General features: G+C 55.3%; 20 protein-coding genes. 6 read left to right on the forward strand and 14 right to left on the reverse strand.

The window, feature by feature from the left end; genetic code table 11:
• Nucleotides 1-67 precede the first annotated feature (67 nt).
• A complete protein-coding gene (locus AB8996_RS11035; RefSeq protein WP_369299043.1) occupies nt 68-1,408 on the reverse strand; it encodes a glucose-6-phosphate isomerase in 1,341 nt (446 codons plus the stop codon).
• A 192-nt stretch (nt 1,409-1,600) separates the two neighbouring features.
• Here AB8996_RS11035 and AB8996_RS11040 point away from each other — a divergent pair, with 192 nt between their 5' ends.
• The 4 genes from AB8996_RS11040 (at nt 1,601) to AB8996_RS11055 (ending at nt 3,528) form a co-directional block, all read left to right on the forward strand.
• A complete protein-coding gene (locus tag AB8996_RS11040; protein WP_369299044.1) occupies nt 1,601-2,068 on the forward strand; it encodes a hypothetical protein in 468 nt (155 codons plus the stop codon).
• Nucleotides 2,069-2,090: 22 nt separating this feature from the next.
• Nucleotides 2,091-2,531, forward strand: coding sequence for a hypothetical protein (locus AB8996_RS11045; protein WP_369299045.1), 441 nt, complete (start codon nt 2,091-2,093; stop codon nt 2,529-2,531).
• 210 nt (nt 2,532-2,741) lie between these two features.
• Nucleotides 2,742-2,972 (forward strand): hypothetical protein, encoded by a 231-nt coding sequence (locus AB8996_RS11050; protein ID WP_369299046.1) that lies wholly within the window; start codon nt 2,742-2,744, stop codon nt 2,970-2,972.
• An 85-nt stretch (nt 2,973-3,057) separates the two neighbouring features.
• Nucleotides 3,058-3,528: a hypothetical protein gene (locus AB8996_RS11055; protein WP_369299047.1), complete on the forward strand. Its 471-nt coding sequence runs from the start codon at nt 3,058-3,060 to the stop codon at nt 3,526-3,528.
• A 119-nt stretch (nt 3,529-3,647) separates the two neighbouring features.
• Here AB8996_RS11055 and AB8996_RS11060 read toward each other — a convergent pair whose 3' ends face one another.
• The 6 genes from AB8996_RS11060 to AB8996_RS11085 all read right to left on the reverse strand — a co-directional run bounded on the left by AB8996_RS11060 (nt 3,648) and on the right by AB8996_RS11085 (nt 7,650).
• Complete coding sequence (locus AB8996_RS11060; RefSeq protein ID WP_369299048.1) at nt 3,648-4,208, reverse strand: 2-oxoacid:acceptor oxidoreductase family protein; 561 nt, start codon at nt 4,206-4,208, stop codon at nt 3,648-3,650.
• A 24-nt stretch (nt 4,209-4,232) separates the two neighbouring features.
• Entirely contained in the window at nt 4,233-4,634 is a 402-nt protein-coding gene (locus AB8996_RS11065) for a hypothetical protein (RefSeq protein ID WP_369299049.1), read from the reverse strand.
• A 34-nt stretch (nt 4,635-4,668) separates the two neighbouring features.
• Entirely contained in the window at nt 4,669-5,424 is a 756-nt protein-coding gene (locus AB8996_RS11070; protein ID WP_369299050.1) for a thiamine pyrophosphate-dependent enzyme, read from the reverse strand.
• 40 nt (nt 5,425-5,464) lie between these two features.
• Nucleotides 5,465-6,520 carry a 3-methyl-2-oxobutanoate dehydrogenase subunit VorB gene (locus tag AB8996_RS11075; RefSeq protein ID WP_369299051.1) on the reverse strand — a complete coding sequence of 352 codons (1,056 nt, stop codon included), beginning with the start codon at nt 6,518-6,520 and terminating at the stop codon, nt 5,465-5,467.
• 159 nt (nt 6,521-6,679) lie between these two features.
• Nucleotides 6,680-6,889 carry a 4Fe-4S binding protein gene (locus AB8996_RS11080; protein WP_369299052.1) on the reverse strand — a complete coding sequence of 70 codons (210 nt, stop codon included), beginning with the start codon at nt 6,887-6,889 and terminating at the stop codon, nt 6,680-6,682.
• A 74-nt stretch (nt 6,890-6,963) separates the two neighbouring features.
• Nucleotides 6,964-7,650, reverse strand: a complete 687-nt coding sequence (locus AB8996_RS11085) for a ParA family protein (RefSeq protein WP_369299053.1) — start codon at nt 7,648-7,650, stop codon at nt 6,964-6,966.
• A gap of 544 nt (nt 7,651-8,194) precedes the next feature.
• Between AB8996_RS11085 and AB8996_RS11090 the strand changes: the two genes are divergently transcribed.
• Together AB8996_RS11090 and spo0A are read left to right on the forward strand one after the other, a co-directional pair.
• Nucleotides 8,195-9,343 (forward strand): SpoIVB peptidase S55 domain-containing protein, encoded by a 1,149-nt coding sequence (locus tag AB8996_RS11090; protein WP_369299054.1) that lies wholly within the window; start codon nt 8,195-8,197, stop codon nt 9,341-9,343.
• Between the two features lie 419 nt (nt 9,344-9,762).
• On the forward strand, nt 9,763-10,527 hold the full coding sequence (gene spo0A / locus AB8996_RS11095; protein ID WP_369299055.1) for a sporulation transcription factor Spo0A: 765 nt from the start codon (nt 9,763-9,765) through the stop codon (nt 10,525-10,527).
• 304 nt (nt 10,528-10,831) lie between these two features.
• Here the strand turns inward: spo0A and AB8996_RS11100 are convergent, their stop codons facing one another.
• The 7 genes from AB8996_RS11100 to potA form a co-directional block, all read right to left on the reverse strand.
• Nucleotides 10,832-12,601, reverse strand: coding sequence for an ABC transporter ATP-binding protein (locus AB8996_RS11100; RefSeq protein ID WP_369299056.1), 1,770 nt, complete (start codon nt 12,599-12,601; stop codon nt 10,832-10,834).
• A 3-nt stretch (nt 12,602-12,604) separates the two neighbouring features.
• Complete coding sequence (locus AB8996_RS11105; RefSeq protein ID WP_369299057.1) at nt 12,605-14,407, reverse strand: ABC transporter ATP-binding protein; 1,803 nt, start codon at nt 14,405-14,407, stop codon at nt 12,605-12,607.
• A 285-nt stretch (nt 14,408-14,692) separates the two neighbouring features.
• Nucleotides 14,693-15,562 (reverse strand): GNAT family N-acetyltransferase, encoded by an 870-nt coding sequence (locus AB8996_RS11110; RefSeq protein WP_369299058.1) that lies wholly within the window; start codon nt 15,560-15,562, stop codon nt 14,693-14,695.
• Nucleotides 15,563-15,625: 63 nt separating this feature from the next.
• Nucleotides 15,626-16,804, reverse strand: a complete 1,179-nt coding sequence (locus AB8996_RS11115; RefSeq protein WP_369299059.1) for a PotD/PotF family extracellular solute-binding protein — start codon at nt 16,802-16,804, stop codon at nt 15,626-15,628.
• Complete coding sequence (locus AB8996_RS11120) at nt 16,801-17,616, reverse strand: ABC transporter permease (protein ID WP_369299060.1); 816 nt, start codon at nt 17,614-17,616, stop codon at nt 16,801-16,803. Before AB8996_RS11120 ends, AB8996_RS11115 begins: the two co-directional genes overlap by 4 nt.
• Nucleotides 17,613-18,440, reverse strand: a complete 828-nt coding sequence (locus AB8996_RS11125) for an ABC transporter permease (protein ID WP_369299061.1) — start codon at nt 18,438-18,440, stop codon at nt 17,613-17,615. The genes AB8996_RS11120 and AB8996_RS11125 overlap by 4 nt, the downstream gene beginning before the upstream one ends.
• Nucleotides 18,440-19,603: a spermidine/putrescine ABC transporter ATP-binding protein gene (potA, locus tag AB8996_RS11130; RefSeq protein WP_369299062.1), complete on the reverse strand. Its 1,164-nt coding sequence runs from the start codon at nt 19,601-19,603 to the stop codon at nt 18,440-18,442. Before potA ends, AB8996_RS11125 begins: the two co-directional genes overlap by 1 nt.
• Between the last annotated feature and the right edge of the window lie 105 nt (nt 19,604-19,708).

Here is a 19,708-nt window from a genome sequence, read left to right on the forward strand (position 1 = left end):
CCCAAAGGAGCGGGGATTTCCGTGCGTTTCGCCGCGTAACGGCGTTTTTCTGTAAAGCTTAACCGCTTTACTTTATTAGTCTGGCTTCCAGCTGGACCCTGGCTTCCTCATAGCCGGGCTTGCCAAGCAGGGCAAACATGTTTTTCTTGTAGCTCTCCACACCGGGCTGGTCAAAGGGGTTTGCCCCCAGCAGATAGCCGGAAATGGCGCAGGCTTTTTCAAAGAAATAGATGATCTGCCCCAGCGTGTCCTCGCTGAAATCCGGGGCATGGAGCACCACATTGGGCACGCCGCCGTCATTGTGCGCCAGCACCGTACCCTGGAACGCCTTTTCGTTGACAAACGCCATGGTGCGCCCTTCCAGATAATTCAGCCCGTCCACATTTTCCGGGTCATTGCCCAGGGTGATCTCATACTTGGGCTGATCGATGAGCACCACGGTCTCGAACAGGTTGCGCCTGCCGTCCTGCAAATACTGACCCATGGAATGCAGGTCGGTGGAGAATACCACGGAAGCCGGGAACAGCCCCTTGTTGTCCTTGCCCTCGCTCTCGCCGAAAAGCTGCTTCCACCACTCGTTCATCATGGTGTAGCGGGGCTCATAGCTGACCAGAACCTCGGTGGATTTTCCCTTGCGGTACAAAATATTGCGGATCGCCGCGTACTTGTAGCAGTCATTTTTCTCCAGAGAAGGCTCGCTGTAAAGCTTTGCAGCTTTCGCCGCGCCTGCCATCAGCGCGTCGATATCCGCGCCGGAAACCGCAATGGGCAGCAGACCCACGGCAGTCAGCACAGAATAGCGCCCGCCCACATCGTCCGGCACAACGAAGGTCTCATAGCCTTCTTTGTCGGCAAGCTGCTTCAGGGTGCCCTTCTGGCGGTCGGTGGTGCAGTAAATGCGCTCTCTGGCGCCTTCCTTGCCATACTTTTTCTCCAACAGCTCCCGGAACACCCGGAACGCGATCGCCGGCTCGGTGGTGGTGCCGGATTTGGAGATCATATTGATGGAAACGTCTTTCCCCTCGCAGATAGAGACAAGCTCGGCAAGGGCGGTGGAGCTGATACTGTTCCCCGTGTAATAAATATTGGGGGTATCCTTTTTCAAATCGTTGTACTTATCGGATCTCAAAAACTCAATGGCAGCCCGGGCGCCCAGATAGGAGCCGCCGATCCCGATGACGATAAACACATCGGAATTTTGCTGGATACGCTTCGCCGCGGCTTTGATACGCGCATACTCTTCCTTGTCGTACGCGGTGGGCAGCTCGACCCACCCGGTAAAATCCCCTCCGGGTCCTTTTCCCGACGCCAGTGTGTCGTGGGCAGCTTTGACCTGGGGCGCGATGCACTCATACTCGTGGCTGGAAATAAAGTCCTTCAAATAACCGTCATTCAACTGTAAGGGCATTCTAAAAGCACTCCTTTTTCTTCCGGCTCATTCTTTGTTTTTATTCTACTATAAGTCCCGTCAATTTGCAAGACGGCATTTCCAAAAATTATTCTTCCCTTTCCCGTCCTGCTCCGCGCAGGGAAATTTTTTCCAAAACAGGTGAGTGTTTTCCCCCGCTCCGTTGTATAAAGAGCAAAGGAGGGAAAAAAGATGAAAGAAAAAATCTGCGGCAGGCGCTTGACTTTTGTAATGTGTGCTGCTGCGGCGGCAGTTTTTCTTGCCGCAATTATTTTTCTGACGTTTTGCCAGCCTTCCGGCAATTTTTCCGAGCAGCCACTGGAACCGGGGCAGTTGTTCCGCTTTCGCCGGGAAGCGGTGGAGAGCCTGACCCTGTGCCATGCGGAAAACAGCCACAATACCAGCCGGGAGATATGTGACCGGGAGAAACTGGAGCAGGCACTGAACTGTTTGGAAAGCTTCCGCTGCGATACCGCTGTCACCTATGAGCCTTTGAGCGGTGAGAATAGCAATTACAGCTTTCTTCTGCAAACCTCCTCCAGCGGTGACCGTCCCGCTGCCTCTCCCCCGTTTTTCTTTGACGAAAGCAGCATCTATTGGGGAAATATCAGATATTCGGGAAAGGAAGGCTCCCTGAAGCCGTTGACGGAGCTGTTTTAGCACGGCGGAAAAGAGGAAACAGATGAAAGCTGCAAAAAATCAGAAAAATGTCCTGCGTTATCTCGCGTTCACCATTGCTTTCCTTTTGGCTGGCTTACTGTTGGTGTTTGGCGGCAAGCGCTTTTGGGCGCAGTCACACATGGAGGCTGGGCAGTTGTTTTGTCTTTCGGAGCGGGAGGTGCGCTCCATTTCCCTGACGGACCGTCGAACGGGAGAAAGAACGGCCTTTCACGACCCGGATACCGTGGCGTTTGTGGTGCAGACCTTGAACGATTACCGTTATTCCTACGTGTTCCGCTTTGACCGGGAGCGCGCTGACCCCAACGGCGGGTTTGCGCTTTGCATTCACAGAGCAGGAAGGTCGGACAGCTATCTGTTTGCCGGGGACGGATTTTTGGTTAATGACCTCTGGTACGGCGGCGATACCACTGCCCTGTCCAACCTTGCTGGGCTGTTGGAATAGGAGTAGAGCATGGGAAACAGAAGCATAAAAAAGCGGAAAAAAGATATGCGCTATCTAAAAAGAGCATTCCTTGCCGCCCTTTGCGTTTTCGCGGTTTTCTTTGTGTACCAGCGCTTTTTTGCGTTGGAAAAAGGAGAGCTGCGATATCTCAGAAACATTCAAAAGGAAGATATTGTACGCATTGTAATCGAAGAAAAAGATGTTATGCGAATGCTGTATTTCAGGGAGCCCCAGGACATAGAAGAAATCATCGACAGGCTGTATGATTTCCGTTATGTATCTGCTTATGCTATGGGCAGACATTGTTATATGGAACTTATATATGCCGATGGCAAAAAGAAATACATAGCTTTTGACGAAAATGGAGTATGGTCCGGCGGGAACTATTTCATGGGGAAAGCCGGGTATTTCAAAGACCTTGTGCCCTCCCTGCAAGAATAAACAGGAGACTTTCTCCCCGCAGGTGAGTGTTTTTCCCCGCTGCGTTGTATAAAGAATGAAAACGGCTGAAAAAGGAGGGAACAGCATGAGAGAGGTCGGCTGGGGAAAATGTAAAACCTATTTGAAACGGAGCCTGATCGCAGTGCTTGCCGCCGCTCTATGCGCGCTGGCAATCCATGCCGCATATCAGCAGATTTTCCAGCCGGAAAAGGGAGAGCTGCTGCGTTTCCGCACCTTGGATACAGAAGACCTCACATATATCGATGTTGTCAGTGACTCTTCTATCGTGTCAGACCCGGAAGCCATGGAAGAAATCTGCTCGCGGATACGCTCGTTCCGATATAAAGCTTCCGCCGGTACTTACCCGGCGGGAAAGGAACTGCACCTGCAATTTGAGTATGCCGACTTTCGGAACAGAAAATATAGCAAAGAAGTTTGGATCAGCGAGGATATGAGCGCCACTTGTGTAGATGGCACCTGGTATATCGGAGAACCTGGCTATTTCCGCAGGGTGCTTGAACTGATAAAGGAACATCTCAGACCGACGCCGGAATAAAGGTAAAGAAATTGGTACCGAAAACGCAGCTCCAAAGTCCTGTCCCCCCTGAACAGATTGCAAAGACCGCCTCCGCCGCAGACAATGCGGCAGGGCGGTCTTTTCTTTTTTGTTCGTGTTCAGGCGTTATAATCCGCGCCCAGCTGCACCGCCTTGCGGTTAAAATCCAGCATTTCCGCCTTGCGGGCAGGAACGCATTTCTGAATGGCTTTGTCCAGCGTTTCCTCTGTGCAGAAGCCGTAGTCGCCGCCGGCGCAGCAGACGCTGCGGAACAGCTTGCCTGTCAAAATCATATTGGCAAGCCCTTTCAGGCTCTGCTCCTCCGCCATGGCGGAAGCGGGAATATAGTGGACCGTCACATCGGTGCGTTCCACCTTTTTTTCGATCAGGGAGCTGTCCAAGATCACCGTGCCGCCGGGCTCTACCGTGTCAATAAATTTGTCCAGCGAGGGCAGGTTCATCGCCACCAGCACATTGGGGTTCGTCACCAGCGGGGAGCCGATGGGCTCGTCGGAAATGCACACGCTGCAATTTGCCGTACCGCCGCGCATTTCAGGTCCGTAGGAGGGAAGCCAGGAAATCTCCCTGTTTTCGAGAAGCCCGGCATAGGCTGCCACCTTGCCGGCAAACAGCACGCCCTGCCCGCCGAACCCGGCAAAGATCATATTCAGGTTTTTCATGTTGCAATCACTTTCCTTTCTTTGTCATTTCAAATGTGCCATTGTCAGAAAGATGTCAACAATCATCAATATCAAAACAATAAAAAAGGTAATAGCGGTAAAACGGTCCGCAAGCTTTTTTCGCTTTTCGATCTCCCATTTCGGAAAAGTGGAAAGCCAGAAAAGGAACAGAGCATTTGAGAATAGAAAGCCGAGACCCGCCAGCTCTGCTATGCTGTGAGAAGACCATCTTTGAAGCCGGGAGGAGAAAAAGATGTCAAGGGCTGCTATTCCCGCAAAAAAGACGAGCAAAGCCAAAATCCTCTGCCATACAGCCCAGCAGATCATTTTTTCCAAAAGCCAGCCGGCAGCTTTCTGCACGTCCTGCAAAGAAAATCCGTTTTTCCGCCAGGATTTCTCTGTGTTTTCCCAGCGGCTTTCTCCCAATCTTCGCATAGCTCTCTCCTATATCAGGCAAAGCTCACTTTACTTTAACGCCTTCCTCAACGTCCTTATACACGCCCAAAGGATAGTAGGGAACCATGTTCTCGTTCAGCCAGTTGACCGCCTCCACGGGGGACAGTCCCCAGTTGGTGGGGCAGGTGGACAGCACCTCCACGATGGAGTAGCCCTTGCCGTCCAGCTGGTTCTGGAACGCCTTCTTGATGGCCTTCCGGGCAATGTTCACGTTCTTCACGTCGCTGACCGTCACCCGCTGGGCAAACGCCACACCGTCCAGGGTGGACAGCAGCTCGCAGACCTTCACGGGATATCCGGCGGTGTTGGTGTCTCTGCCATAGGGCGTGGTCTGGGTGATCTGCCCGGGCAGGGACGTGGGCGCCATCTGTCCGCCCGTCATGCCGTAAATGGCGTTGTTGATGAAGATAACAGTGATATTTTCCCCGCGGGTCGCCGCGTGAACGGTTTCCGCCGTGCCGATAGCGGCAAGGTCGCCGTCGCCCTGATAGGTGAACACCACATTGCCGGGCTTTGCCCGCTTGATGCCGGTGGCGACTGCCTGTGCCCTGCCATGGGGGGCTTCCACCATATCGCAGGCGAAATAGTCATAGCTCATCACGGAGCAGCCCACGGAAGCAACGCCCACCGTTCTGCCCTCTACTCCCAACTCGTCCAGCGCCTGAGCCACCAGCCGGTGAACGATACCGTGGGTGCAGCCGGGGCAGTAATGCAGCGGCGCGTCCGTCAATGCGTGGGGCTTTTGAAATACGATAGCCATATGAAAAAGCCTTCCTTTCCTTTGCTGTTTGTCGCCCGCCTTATTTCAGCAGGGCTTCTATTTCTGCCTGCACGGCTGCCGGGGTGGGGATCATACCGCCGGTACGCCCATAGAAGCTGACGGGGATCTTGCATTCCACAGCCAGCTTTACATCGTCCACCATCTGCCCCATGCTCATTTCCACCACCAGCATCTGCTTTGTGTGGGCGGCAGCTTTCTTCAGGGTGTCCACCGGGAAGGGCCACAGGGTGATGGGACGGATCAGACCTACCTTTTTCCCCTGCTCCCGCATTTTATTCACAGCGCTTCTTGCCACACGGGCAGACGCACCGTATGCCACAACGATCAGCTCGGCGTCCTCGGTGAGGTATTCCTCCGCCCGCTGCTCGTTCTTTTCGATGATCTCATATCTCTTGTACCGCTCGACCACCAGGCTTTCCAGCTTTTCCGGGGTCAGGTACAGGGAATTGATGATGTTGTGCTCCCGCTTGTTTTCGTGCCCGCAGGCAGCCCAGGGCTTTTCCACGGGAGCCTTTGCGCCCTCCTCCGGCAGGGTGACGGGTTCCATCATCTGCCCCAGCATACCGTCCGCCAGAATCATGGAGGGCATACGGTATTTGTCTGCCAGATCAAAGGCGTCGGAAACCAGATCTACCATTTCCTGCACAGTGGAGGGGGCGAACACCAGGATCTGGTAGTCGCCGTGCCCCCCTGCCTTTGTCGCCTGCCAGTAGTCCGACTGAGAGGGCTGAATGCCGCCCAAGCCGGGACCGCCGCGCTGGACGTTGATGATCAGCGCCGGCAGGTCGGAGCCTGCCATATAGGATATCCCCTCGCTTTTCAGGCTGACGCCGGGAGAAGACGAGGACGTCATGGCGCGGATACCGGCAGCGGACGCCCCCAGCACCATGTTGATGGCGGCGATCTCCGATTCCGCCTGCAAATATGTACCGCCGACCTTGGGCATGCGCTTCGCCATATAGGCGGCAAGCTCTGTCTGGGGGGTGATGGGATAGCCGAAGAAGTGGTGGCAGCCCGCGCGGATCGCGGCTTCCGCCAGGGCTTCGTTGCCCTTCATCAAAACTTTTTCTGACATGTTGTCGCTTCCTTTCCATGGAACCATTTTTCCTGTAAAGCTTTCTGCTGAAAAGAGTAAAGCACTGTGTTTTGCAGCTTTTTTACCAACCGGAGCGTTTGGGCAGGCTCCGGCGTTCGGGAAAAAGCAAAATCCCGGGAGGACAAAAGGGCGCCCCCTTCAATCCTTTTCTACCGTGATAGCGGTATCGGGGCACATGGTGGCGCAGGCTGCGCAGCCAACGCATTTTTCAGGCTGCATCAGCCTTGCCGGGTGATATCCCTTTGCGTTCAATACGTCCCTGCAAAGCGCCATCAAATGCAGCGGGCACGCGTTCACACACATGGAACAGCCCTTGCAGACCGTTTCATCGACGATGATCTTCGCCATATTTTTTCCTCCTTTGCTGAGTGCGGTTTTTTATTTATATGGGGAAACTATCCAAACGATAGCTGCCGACCGATTCACATATTATGTTCTTCTTCCCAGAAAAATTTTACCAGGCGCCGGAGCTTATAAAAGCCCTCGGGCAGCTCTTTTTCTGCGGGCAGGGCAAAATCCGGCGCGGTAGAGCACAAAAGCGGCAAGCCTGTCAATTCCGCAGTTTTTTCCGCAAAGGGCAGCGCCTCCTGCAGCGTATCCCAGACAGTCTCCACGCCCAGGTGGGAATTGTTCACGATGCCGGTCGCTTTCAGCCGGGAGGCTGCCTCGATCTCCCGCAGAAGCGCCGCCGCTTCCTCCGGCGTCTGGGACAGCGCCCGGTAACGGTTGATGACGTAAAGCATCTCATAACCCGCCGCTTCCAGCCTGTCGTGGAGCCCGCCCAGCGCGGTCACGCCGGCGTCGTCCCCTCCGGCGTCGATGAGCACCGTACCGCTGTCTTTCTCAAAAACAGCGGCGATCTCCGGCGGCAGGGTAGGCGTATCCAGCGTGGTCCCGGCAAACACCGGGGAGATCAGTCGAACGCCCTTTTCCGCCAGCAGCGCCCCGTATTCCGAAGAACGGAAATAGGGGTTCACGATATCCATATCCACCACTGTGACCCTGCGCCCGCTTTCCGCCGCCTGCAGCGCCAGGTTCAGGGTGAGGTTGGTCTTGCCGCAGCCGTAGTGCCCGCAGACCACAGTGATCTTGTTGTCTTTTATGTTCATATGGCTTTTCCTTTATGTGATATCTGGTTTCCAGTATAGCACAAACAGGGGCGCGATTCAACAAAAAGCGGCGCTTTCCGCTGGCAAAATCCGGCAGGGAGAAAGGTTCTCGGCAATTTCCACAATTTGTTCAAGGCGAGTTCACAGATTCCTTACGAAAATTTCAAAAACTGCTTATTGCTTTGTCACAATTTCGGGGTATGCTAACAGCATAGAAAGTGAGGTGACTGCCGAAAGCATACAGAAATTCGGAAATTTTCGGATACATACTGCCTTTATTTTCTTTATACTGTCCTTCTATCGGGCGGCGGGCGACGACAGTCGGCGCAGATGCCAACACCCGATAGATGCGGCAGACCAAAAATTCTCGCCCCTGCATCCTTTGTGCAGGGGCGTTATTAGTTGCCAAAATAATTTCGAGACCGGGTGGCAAAGTAAAATCGGGACGGAAAACGAACCTGTTTTCAATCTGCGCCCCGAAAAGAGATGAAGTGTTATCAAGCGTTTACAATGGAATCAAAAATCTTTTTGTAAAGCCGTTCGTATGTTTTCCCTGAGCGTGGGCGCTACCGCCCTGTGTATGCTGACTTCCCTGAGCTTTTTGGACCTGCCGGAAAAGCAGGCGGCTCCGGCGGCGGTAGAAGCTTCCCTGTTTAACGGCAGAAGCTCCTACGAAACGGCGGCTCCCGCAGAAATGCCGATGGAAAACGCCGCGCAAACGGCTGCTTTCCCTGAAACCTCCATGATCCCTTTGGGAAGCGCATTCGGCATCAAGCTGTTTACAGACGGTGTTATTGTTGCCTCCCTTTCCGATATTTATACGGAAAACGGCGTGCGCTGCCCAGCAGCGGAAGCAGGCGTGAAGCCGGGCGATTATCTGCTGGAGGCAAACGGCGCCCCTATTACGGGGAACGCCGCGCTGGCGCAGTGTATCGGCAGCAGCGCCGGGCAGCCCGTCTCCTTAAAGATCCGCCGCGGTGACAAAATTCTGGAGCTTTCCGTATCGCCCGTGTTCGGAGAAGGAGCCTTCAAAACGGGCATGTGGGTGCGGGACAGCGCGGCGGGCATTGGCACGCTGACCTTTTATGACCCGGCTTCCGGCAGCTTTGCCGGATTGGGGCATGGCATTTGCGATATGGACGCGGGCGGCATCATGTCCCTGAAAAGCGGAGAGCCCGCGCCCATTGAGCTTTGCGGCATTTTGAAGGGAGAAGCCGACCACCCCGGGCAGCTCCGGGGATATTTTTCCTCCGACGAACCCATGGGGCAGCTTCTCGCCAACAATGAGACCGGCGTGTACGGCACGCTGAGCGCGCCTCCCGCCGGAAAGGCGGTGGAGGTCCTGCCCAGGGAAGAAGTGGTATGCGGCAAGGTAAAGCTCCTCACTTCCCTGGACGGGAGCGGTCCCCATTATTATGACGCGGAGATCCAGCGGGTCAGCGCGGCAAACCAGCACACAAAAAATTTGATCCTCAAAATTACCGACCCCCGGCTGATCGAGCTTACCGGCGGAATTGTACAGGGCATGAGCGGCTCGCCTATCTTTCAAAACGGCAAGCTGGCAGGCGCTGTGACCCACGTGTTCACCGATGACCCCACCATGGGCTATGGCATTTTCGCCCAGACAATGGTGGAGCAATGCCGGCAGACGGCAGAGAGCGCACACGAACAGGAATTGTCACTGGCCTCCTGAACCCCAGAAAATGCCGAAAGCCGTTCCGAATTATTTCGGAGCGGCTTTTCTCTTTTTTCATATCTTTCCGGGACGCCCGACGGATAAAACCATCAAAGCCCCGGGAGTAAAATGCAGGCGTGAAAATACAGTTTTCGCATTTTTGCCAAAAAATTTTTCCGCTTCCTGTAGGAAACGCCTGTTCTGCAAAATTTGTACTCCCGGGCAGTAAAAAATTTTTTTAATTTGAAAACTGCCAAAATCTTGTATGTCGAAAAATATCAGAACACTACATTCTCCACTTTTCAAGCAAATTTCGCTCTGATTCGGCAGGATATTTCCCCAATTTTTTCCTTTTTCCCCCTTGCGGTATCCCTCAAACTATAGTAAAATTCATTCACGCCGGACAAAATGCCGGAAAAAATAAAAGGAGGATTATCATGGATAAAGAAATAAAAATCATGATAAGTTCAGAAGAGGGCGAATGGAACAGGGAGGTGATCCAGAAATTTTCCCAGCGAAAGGCAAGGGTCCTGTTCGTGGACCGAAACGGCACCGAATTGCTGGAAAAAATCAAGGAAGAGCGTCCGCAGATCGTCCTGATGGAGCTGTTTATGCCGGGTCTGGACGCGATCGGCGTGATCCATGCCGTCTCGCAGGAAGCGCTTCCAGACAAGCCCATGTACATCGTAACAGCTTCCTACAGCACACCGCTGCTGGAGCGGGAGGTCGCCAGCGCCGGCGCGACTTATTTTGCGCTTTCTCCTTATGACAAGGAGCAGATGATCGACAGAATGTTTTCCCTGTACTCCATGCGGGGCAAGCACTTTGATTCAGAGCCGTACAACCCCACCCTGCGGGTGCAGGTAACAGAAATACTGCATCAGATCGGCGTACCTGCCCATATCAAGGGATACCATTATCTGCGGGATTCCATCATCATGGCGATCGAAAACCCCAATATTATCAACGCGGTGACGAAGCGGCTGTACCCCAGTGTGGCGGAGCAGTACAACACCACGAGTTCCCGGGTCGAACGCGCGATCCGCCACGCAATCGAAGTTGCGTGGGACCGGGGTGATGTAGACGTGCTGAACTCCTATTTCGGCTATACGATCCACAACACCCGCGGTAAACCCACAAACAGTGAATTTATTGCCATGATAGCTGACAAGCTTTGTCTCCAGATGGCAAGCGCCTCATGACAGCTTCAGTGTAGCACACCGATTTGGTACATTTTGTCGAAATATGGCGAGAATCGCAGGTTCTTGTTAAAATTTTTTCCATTTCCTCTAAATATAGCGAAGAAAAAAGCCGGGGAGCGTTCCCCGGCTTCCTCTTATATTTGGGAAAAATTGGTATAATGATTGCAAAGCTGCGGTCGGGTCTCCGGGCTTTTTCTTTGCACGAAGAAGCTTCACGATTGCCCATTCTCGCCTGCCGGCTCGGTCGGTTCGCACCAGCGTCCCGCCGGGACGCGCTCACCGCAGGTGTTCAAGTGGTGTACTTTCACTCCTCCACCTGGGCGGTGTAGAGCTGATAGTATTTGCCACGCTGGGAGAGCAGCTCCTCGTGGCTGCCCATTTCTCCAATTCCTTTGTCGGCAATGTACAGAATACGGTCGCAGTTCTTGATAGTGGACAGACGGTGGGCGATGATGAAGGAGGTGCGCCCCTTGAGCAGCGCCTGCAAGCCCTCCTGCAGCAGCCGTTCCGTTTTTGCGTCTATGGAAGAGGTCGCTTCGTCCAGCACCAGGATCTTCGGGTCGGAAAGCAGGGTCCTGGCAAATGCCACCAGCTGCTTCTGCCCCTGGGAAAGCCGGGAGCCGCGCTCGTTGACCTGGGTATAGTAGCCGTCCTCCATCTGGCTGATAAACTCATGGGCGCACACTGTCTTGGCGGCGGCAATGACCTCCTCGTCGGTGGCGTCCAGTCTGCCGTAACGGATATTGTCCATGATGGTGCCGGAGAAGATAAAGCTGTCCTGCAGCATAATGCCCATCTGGGAGCGCAGGGAGTGCAGCGTTACCTTGGAGATGTCGTTGCCGTCCAGCTCCACCCTGCCCCCGTTGATGTTGTAGAACCGGGACAGCAGGCTGACCACGGTGGTCTTGCCCGCGCCGGTAGGTCCTACCAGCGCGATGGATTCGCCGGGCTTGACCTCCAGATCGAAATGCTCCAGCACGTTGACCGAGCCGTCATAGGAGAAGGTCACATCGTCGAACTTGACGGCGCCGGTAATGGGCGGCAGCTCCACGGCGCCGGGGGCGTCGTCCACGGTAACAGGTTCGTCCATCATCTCGAAGATACGCTCCAGATACGCCACGGCATTGATAAAGGTATTGTAGAGGTTCGACAGGCTCAGAATGGGCTGCCAGAACCGCCACGCATAAGAAGCCAGCGCGATCAGCGTACCGATCTGCACGGCGGGACCCAGCAGCATAAGACCTGTCAGGTACATGGCGCCCACCACCCAGGTGGAAATGTTGTCCACGGAAAGCCAGATCAGGTTGGAGGTGTACTGGGCCTTCATCCAGGTGCGGACGCAGTTTTTGTTCAGCCTGTCGTATATCTCCGCGTTTTCCTCTTCCCTGGTGAACGCCTGGGTGATCTTCATGCCGTCCAGGCTTTCGTGAAGGTATGCGTTCAGGTTGGAGTTCTTATTGGAATTGTCCTGCCATGCCCGGCGCTGGGCGGGCTTTACCAGCAGCACCACCACCAGCAGGAGCGGCACCCCCGCCATGACCACAAGCGACAGTCTCACATCACAGAGCAGCATGAAAATGGCAATGAGGATCAGGTTGAATATTTCCAGCACAAAATTGATAATGCCGTTGGACAGCGCGTCGGACACGCTGTTGATGTAATTGATGACACGGGTCAGTATCTTGCCGTGGGGGCGGTCATCGTAAAACTGGAAGGGCAGCTTCTGCAAATGCTCAAACAGGTCCTTCCGAATGTCGTAAATGATCTCCTGCCCTACCTCGATCATGTATTTGGAGCGCACCCTGGAAAACAGTACGGACACCAGAATGGCACAGAGCATGGCGGCGGCAAGAAGCGCAAGCTCCCCATAGTCCCTGTTGGGAACGGACACGTTGATGCTTCGCTGGACGAGCAGGGGTCCTACCAGCGCCGCGGCGGCGGAAATGGCAGAATACAGCAGGGCGAGGATCATCTTTTTCTTGTGCCGCCCGATATAGGTCCCTGCCCGCAGCAGGTGCTTGATATTAAACGGGGTCTCAAGATTTTCGTCTACATCGAATCTGTTTCTTGCCATCTGTTATACCCCCTCTCCTATTGCGGCGGCAGGCGCGGCCGTCTGTGCCGCTTCTTCCTCGCTGACGCCGTTTTGCAGCAGGAACACCTCCCGGTAGTAGCCGGGCTTTTTGGAGAGCTCCGCGTGGGTGCCTACCTCGGTGATCTCCCCGTTTTCAATGATGACGACCTTGTCGGCGCGCTTGGTGGTGGAAATCCGCTGCGCCACAATGACCTTGGTGCAGGGGAAATCCAAACTGGCGAGCTGTTCCTGAATGTATTTTTCGGTCTCCAGGTCCACAGCGCTGGTGGTGTCGTCCAGGATCAGCACCGAGGGGCGCACCGCCAGGGCCCTTGCCAAAGCGATACGCTGCTTCTGCCCGCCGGAAAGCCCGGTGCCGCGTTCGCCGATGATGGTGTCAAAGCCGTCGGTCAGCTTTTCCGCGAAATCCACATCTGCCATTTTGGCATAGCGCTTTACTTCCTCCTCCGACAGCTCCGTGTCGCCGTAGGCAATGTTGCCGTCCACCGTATCGGAGAACAGGAACACCTCCTGGGTGGCAATGCCGATGGCGGAGCGCAGGCTGTGCAGGTCATATTTCGGAATGGGGACGCCGTCCAGCAGCACTTCCCCTGTGGTAGCGTCCGTGAACCGGGGGATCAGGTTGATGAGGGACGTTTTGCCCGCCCCGGTGGGACCCATGATCGCCACGGTCTCCCCGGGCCTGATGTCCAGATCGACATGCTTCAGCACCTCGGCGCCGTGGAGGGTCAGCCCAACGTTACAGAACTCGATCCCCCCCTGCACCCTGCCCTCAGGCTGGAAAGCGTCCTGCCGGGTGGCAATGGTGGACTTGGCGTAGTAAAGCTCAATGATCTTTCCGGCACTGGCAAAGAACCTCTGCAGGTCGTTCAGGTGCATGCCCAGCATGCGCATGGGGTTTGTCAGCGTCCATGTCAGGGCGTTGAACAGGGTGAAGGTGCCGATGCTGATGCGCCCGCTGATGAGGAATGCGCCGCCCACCAGCACCACCGCAATGGACAAGGACTGGGACAGCGTGTCGATATAGGGGCTGAACTTCAACCACATCAGGGAAGCCTTTTTGTTGGCTTCCTTATAGTCCCTGTTTTTGGCGTCGAACCGGGCGATCTCATAGTCCTCCCGGGCAAAAGCCTTGACCACGCGGTTGCCGGAGATGTTCTCCTGCGCGGCGGTGTTCAGCTGAGAAAGCTTTTCCCGCAGCTCCACGTACAGGGGGTGTACCTTTTTGGAAAACAGATAGGTCAGCCCGAAGATGATGGGCGTCACCGCCAGCATACTCAAAGCAAAGAGCCAGTCCGTCACCAGGAAAACGATGGAAGCGGTCAGGAACATCACGGCGCAGTCGATGAGCTGCCGAATGACCCATGCCACCATGAAACGGATCATGTCCATATCGCCGGTCAGGCGGGTCATCAGGTCGCCGGTGCGGTAGCGGCTGTAAAACGCCTGATCCTGCTCCTGCATATTTTTGTACAGGTCCCGGCGCAGCTGGTACACCAGCTTTTGCGAGCAGTTTTCATAGGTCATCACGGACAGGTAGCCGAACCCGGTGCGAAACAGCGTAAAGCCCATGAGGACCGCCACCAGCAGGATCAGGTGGGAGGTGATCTCCGGCGTCACCGCGCCCCCCGCCTGAAGCGGGGAAAACACCGTGTCCATGATGGTCGCCGTGATCATGGAATTTCCCAATGACAGGATCGACAGCACCACGGTGGAGCAAAGGGCGAAAATATAGCGCTTCCGAAAGCCCTTCATTCTCGCCCAGAGCCATTTGAGCTGGAACATAAAAACTCCTCCTTTTCTCCAAAGGAATCCAAATAGAATTGCCCGATCAGCTATCCCCAAAAACAGCTTTTCAAGCTTAACGCATTATAGCATACGTGCAGGAAAAGGAAAGCCTTTTTGCAAAATTTTCACTATCTGAAATGCCAAACTTTCCCCGGCATTTCAGAAGAATTTAGAAGATTTGCCGGATTCCGAAGGGCAGCAAAAAAGGAGAGGTTTTTCACCTCTCCTGATCGGGAGCAGAAAATGCCGCCCATGCTGCTTTCCTCCTGCACAAAGCCCGGTTCAGGCGTGGGACAGCAGGGGAAACAGCACCTTTTCCCTCTGGAAAATTTTCCTATCCTTTCCCTGCACGAAAAGCGTCTCGTCCGCTTCGTTCCGGGGCTTCGCTTCAACACCCGGCAGGGAATAGGGCAGGAACCCCAGCCGGACCTTCTGCCCCTCCGCGCCCGGCAGGGCGGCAAGCAGCGCCGGCAGGGAGCAGCCCGGCGAGCCGAATACGTCCCAGCACAGCCAGCCTTCTTCGTCCCGCTCCGCTATCAGCACGGTGCGCTCCTTTTCCAGATACCAGAGGCAGTTTTGCAGAAAGCCCCCGCAGTAAAACATGAGCAGCCCGGGATTTTCCTCCATAACGCAGGCGGAAAAGGGATTGGAGCAGCCATAGCAGGACAGCAGGAGCTGTAGATCCGCTTCCCCGTCTATCCTCAGCCGCCGGGGCTTTGCAGCCGGGTCTTTCCCGGCACGGAGGAAGAAATCTGCTTCCTCCGCTTTTTGAAACCCGAATTTCGGGTAAAAATCCAGTACGGTATCATTGGCATACAGATAGGTAAGGTCAAAGGAAGAAGCTTCCTCCTCCAGCACCCGTTCCAGCAAAAAGCGGGACAGCCCCCGTCCCCGGTATTCCGGCGCCGTCATTACCGTGCCCAATTGCAGAAACCGCTTTTGCTCCCCGTAGAGCCGAAACGTCATAGTATTGGCGGAAACGTTGGCAACTGCCTTTTCTCCGTCAAACAGCGTATAGGGGCGGTATTTGTCCGTCCACCAGCCGTTCTCCTGCCAGGAGGCAAAGTCCAGGGAAAAGACCTCCTGCGCCAGAGCGCAAAAAGCTTCCCGCCGCGCAGGCGCCTCCCGTACATTTCGTTCCAGCTGATACATCGTATTTCCCACAAAAACATTCATCGTGCTTCTCCGTGCAAAGCGGTTTTGCTTTTCATGCCGCTATGCCAGCTCCCGCTTGCGTTTCCGGCGCTTATGAAGAACGATCAGCACATACACCGCCAAAAAGCCCAGAATGATCGCCACCAGCACTGCCGATTCGCCGGGTCCGCCCATTTTCACTTCCGCCCACAGGGTGTCGATCTGCTTGCTGACAGCCGCCGGCAGATTCACAAACACCTGGGTACGCGCCAGCGTTTCGCTGCCGGGATAGTGAATGGGGCTCTGTACCACTTCCTCATCAATATATTCCTTTGCCGCCGTTTCCGGGGTGGAGTAGCCCACATAGTCCATGTTGGCTCCGGCAATTTCCGGGTCGCAGAGGAAATTGATGTATTCCTCCGCTTCCCGCTTGTGACTGGACGTGGCAGGAATGCAAACGGCGTCCACAAAGAAGTTGGTGCCCTCCTCCGGGATCGCAAAGTCGATATTGTCGCTGCCCTCCACCAGGATCGCGGCGTCCCCGGCATAGTAGGGGGCAAGCCAGGCTTCCCCGCTTTCCATCTTGTCAAAAATCTGATCCATATAGTATCCCTGCAGCAGGGGCTTCTGCTCCTTCAGCAGAGCGGCGGCAGCCTTCCAGTCCTCCGGGTCGGTGCTGTTCAGGGACTGCCCCAGCCGGAACTGGGCAATGGCAAACGCGTCCCGGGGGTTGTCAAACATCAAAATCTTTCCGGCATATTCCGGGTCCCACAAAATGTCCCAGCCGGTCACTTCCTTTTCCACATACTCCCGGTTATAGAAAATGCCCACCACGCCCCAGGTGTAGGGCACGGAATATTTGCAGCCCGGATCGTAGTCCGGGTCGCGGAACTCCTCGTCGATATACTGGAAATTGGGGATATTGCCATAATCCAGCTCTGCCAGCATATTTTCTTCAATGAGCTTGGAGACCATGTAGTCGGAGGGAATGATGATGTCGTAATCCGCGCCGCCGCCCGCCAGCTTGGAATAGAGGGATTCGTTGCTGTCAAAGGTGGTGTAATTCACACGGATCCCTGTCCGGCGGGTGAACTCCGCGTTCACGTCTATGGAGCCGTCCGTACCGTTGGCGATATATTCGCCCCAATTGTACACATTCAGCACCACATCGGTGTCCGGGGCGCTTTCCGCCTCCGCGGTCAAGGCGCCGCCTGCCAGCAGAAAAAGGCAGGCAAGAACCAGAGAAAGCAGCTTTTTCACAGCCTTTCCCCCTTTCCCTTTGCCGGGGCGGAATCCTTCGCCTGGCGGACATTCACCACGATGAGCAGGATCATAACGGCGGCAAACAGCACGGTGGAAAGCGCGTTGATCTCCGGGCTGACCCGCTTCCTTGTCATGGAATAAATGTAAATGGGCAGCGTCTGGGTGGTGCCGCTGGTAAAATAGCTGATGACAAAGTCGTCGATGGACAGGGTGAACGCCATGATCATGCCGGTGACGATGCCGGGAGCGATCTCCGGCAGCACCACCTTGAAGAAAGCCTTCACCGGCGGGCAGCCCAGGTCCTGCGCCGCCTCGAAAAGGTTCGAGTCCATCTGCCGCAGCTTGGGCAATACGGAAAGGATCACATAGGGCAGACAGAACGTGATATGGGCGGCGATCAGCGAGCCCATGCCCAGCGAACTGCCGCCGAACAGCCCCACGGCAAATACAAACAGCAGCATCAGCGACACGCCTGTGACGATATCCGGGTTCACCATGGGAAAATTGGTCAGGTTCATCATAATGCGCCGGGGCAGCTTTTTCATGGAATTGATCCCCACCGCCGCAACAGTGCCCAGCACGGTGGCAGCCACGGCGGCGATCACCGCGATCACCAGCGTGTTGCGCAGGGCTTCCAGGATCAGCCTGTCCTCAAACAACTTCTCGTACCAGCGCAGGGAAAAGCCGCTCCATACCGTGCGGCTGGAGGTTTCCGTATCGTTGAAGGAAAACACGATCAGCACCAAAATAGGCGCGTACAAAAACAGGAACATCAAAAAGGTATAGACCCGGGTAATCGCTTTTTTCATGGCATGACACCTCCCCCGGTCTCTTCCCCATCGTCAAACTGGTCCATAATGCCCATGCAGATGAGAATAATCACCATCAGCACCAGGGAAATAGCAGAGCCCAAATTGGGGTTATAGGCGCTGCCCAAAAACTGCATATCGATCAGGTCTCCAATGAGCAGGTTCGCCCCGCCGCCCAGCATTTTGGAAATGATAAAGGTGCTGACCGCCGGGACAAACACCATGGTCACGCCGGAGATCACCCCGGGCATGCTCATGGGGACGACCACCTTCCAGAACACCTTGCTGTCGCTGGCGCCCAGGTCCTGCGCCGCTTCAATGACGCTGCGGTCTATCTTTGTCAAAATGGAGTACAGGGGCAGGATCATGTAGGGGATATAGTTGTACACCATACCCAGCACCACCGCCCCCGCGGTGTTTATCATGTGCAGCCGGGGCAGCCCCAGGCTGGCAAACAGGGAGTTTATCAGCCCGTTGTCCTCCAACAGGCTCATCCACGCATAGGTGCGCAGCAGGAAGTTCATCCACATGGGCAGCATGACCAGCATGACCATAACGCTCTGGCGCTTCACGCTCATTTGGGAAATGCTGTAGGCAAGGGGATACCCCAGCAGCAGGGACACCGCCGTCGCCACCGCCCCCAGCCAGATGGAGCGGAGAAACACGTTGGAATACTGCCCTACGCTGAGAATATTATCCAGTGTAAAGCTTCCTGACTTGTCAGTAAAAGCAAACCACACCACCAGCAGCATGGGCACCACGATAAAAATGGTCACCCACACGGTATAGGGGGCGGAAAGCAGCCGGGTACGGGAGCGTTTCATCAGTCTTCCCCCTCCTCTGCGGCAGCTTCTTCGGCGGCTTCCTCCTCGGCAGCCTCCTCCGTGGCGGTGATATCCTCCTCCATCTCGTCGCTGAAGGTGCTGTAATCGCCGAAGGTGCCGGAATACTCCGATTTTGCCATGACATGGATATCGTCGGGGGTCAGGGACAAGCCGATCCTGTCCCCCACCTGGCGGCAGTCGGTGGACTGTATCATCCATTTGAAGCCCGCCACGTCCACAATGATCTCATAGTGCACGCCCTTAAAGGTCACCGCGGTGACCTCGCCGGTGATGTGGGTGGAAGCGGGCTCCACCACGTCGATGTCCTCCGGGCGGATCACCACGTCCACAGGGGTCCTGACGCCAAAGCCGCTGTCAAGGCAGGCAAATTCATGCCCGGCAAAGCGCACCCGATAGTCCTCTATCATCATGCCGTCCAGAATATTGGATTCTCCGATGAAGTCAGCCACAAAAGCGTTTTTCGGCTCGTTATAGATATCGGTGGGCGTGCCGATCTGCTGAATGACGCCGCCGTCCATCACCACCACGGTGTCGGACATGGAGAGCGCCTCCTCCTGATCGTGGGTGACGAAAATAAAGGTAATGCCCGTCTGCTGCTGCAGCTTTTTCAGCTCCACCTGCATGTCCTTGCGGAGCTTTAAGTCCAGCGCGCCCAGGGGTTCGTCCAGCAGCAGGATCTTCGGCTCCACCGCCAAAGCCCGGGCGATCGCCACACGCTGCTGCTGCCCGCCGGAAAGCTGTCCGATCCCCCGGTGGGCATAGCCGCTGAGGTTCACCATGGCGAGCATCCTGTGTACCGTTTCCTTGACCTCTTTTTCGCTTTTTTTCTTCAACCTCATTCCGAACGCGATGTTGTCATACACATTCAAGTGCGGGAACAGCGCGTATTTCTGAAAGATCGTGTTGACCTCCCGTTTATAGGGGGGCAGAGCGGTGATATTTTTTCCACTGAAAAAGACCTCGCCCGAATCCGGCGTGATGAAGCCCCCGATCGTCCGCAGCACGGTGGTTTTCCCGCACCCGGAGGGACCCAGCAGCGTGACGAACTCCCCATCCCGAATATCGAGGTTGAAACCGTTCAGCACCTGCTCTCCATCATAGGAAACAGCGATGTCTTTCAAAGAAATGATCGTATCCTTCATATCCTGCATCTCCTTTGCGGTGGCGCTCTTTACGCCAAAATCAGTTTTGCGTGTCTTCATTATTCTCATGAATCAGCGCTGGAAAAGAAGCCCGGTGCAAAGCAC

Origin of the sequence: uncultured Neglectibacter sp., from assembly GCA_937958185.1 — a bacterium.
In the GTDB taxonomy this organism is placed as follows: domain Bacteria; phylum Bacillota; class Clostridia; order Oscillospirales; family Acutalibacteraceae; genus Acutalibacter.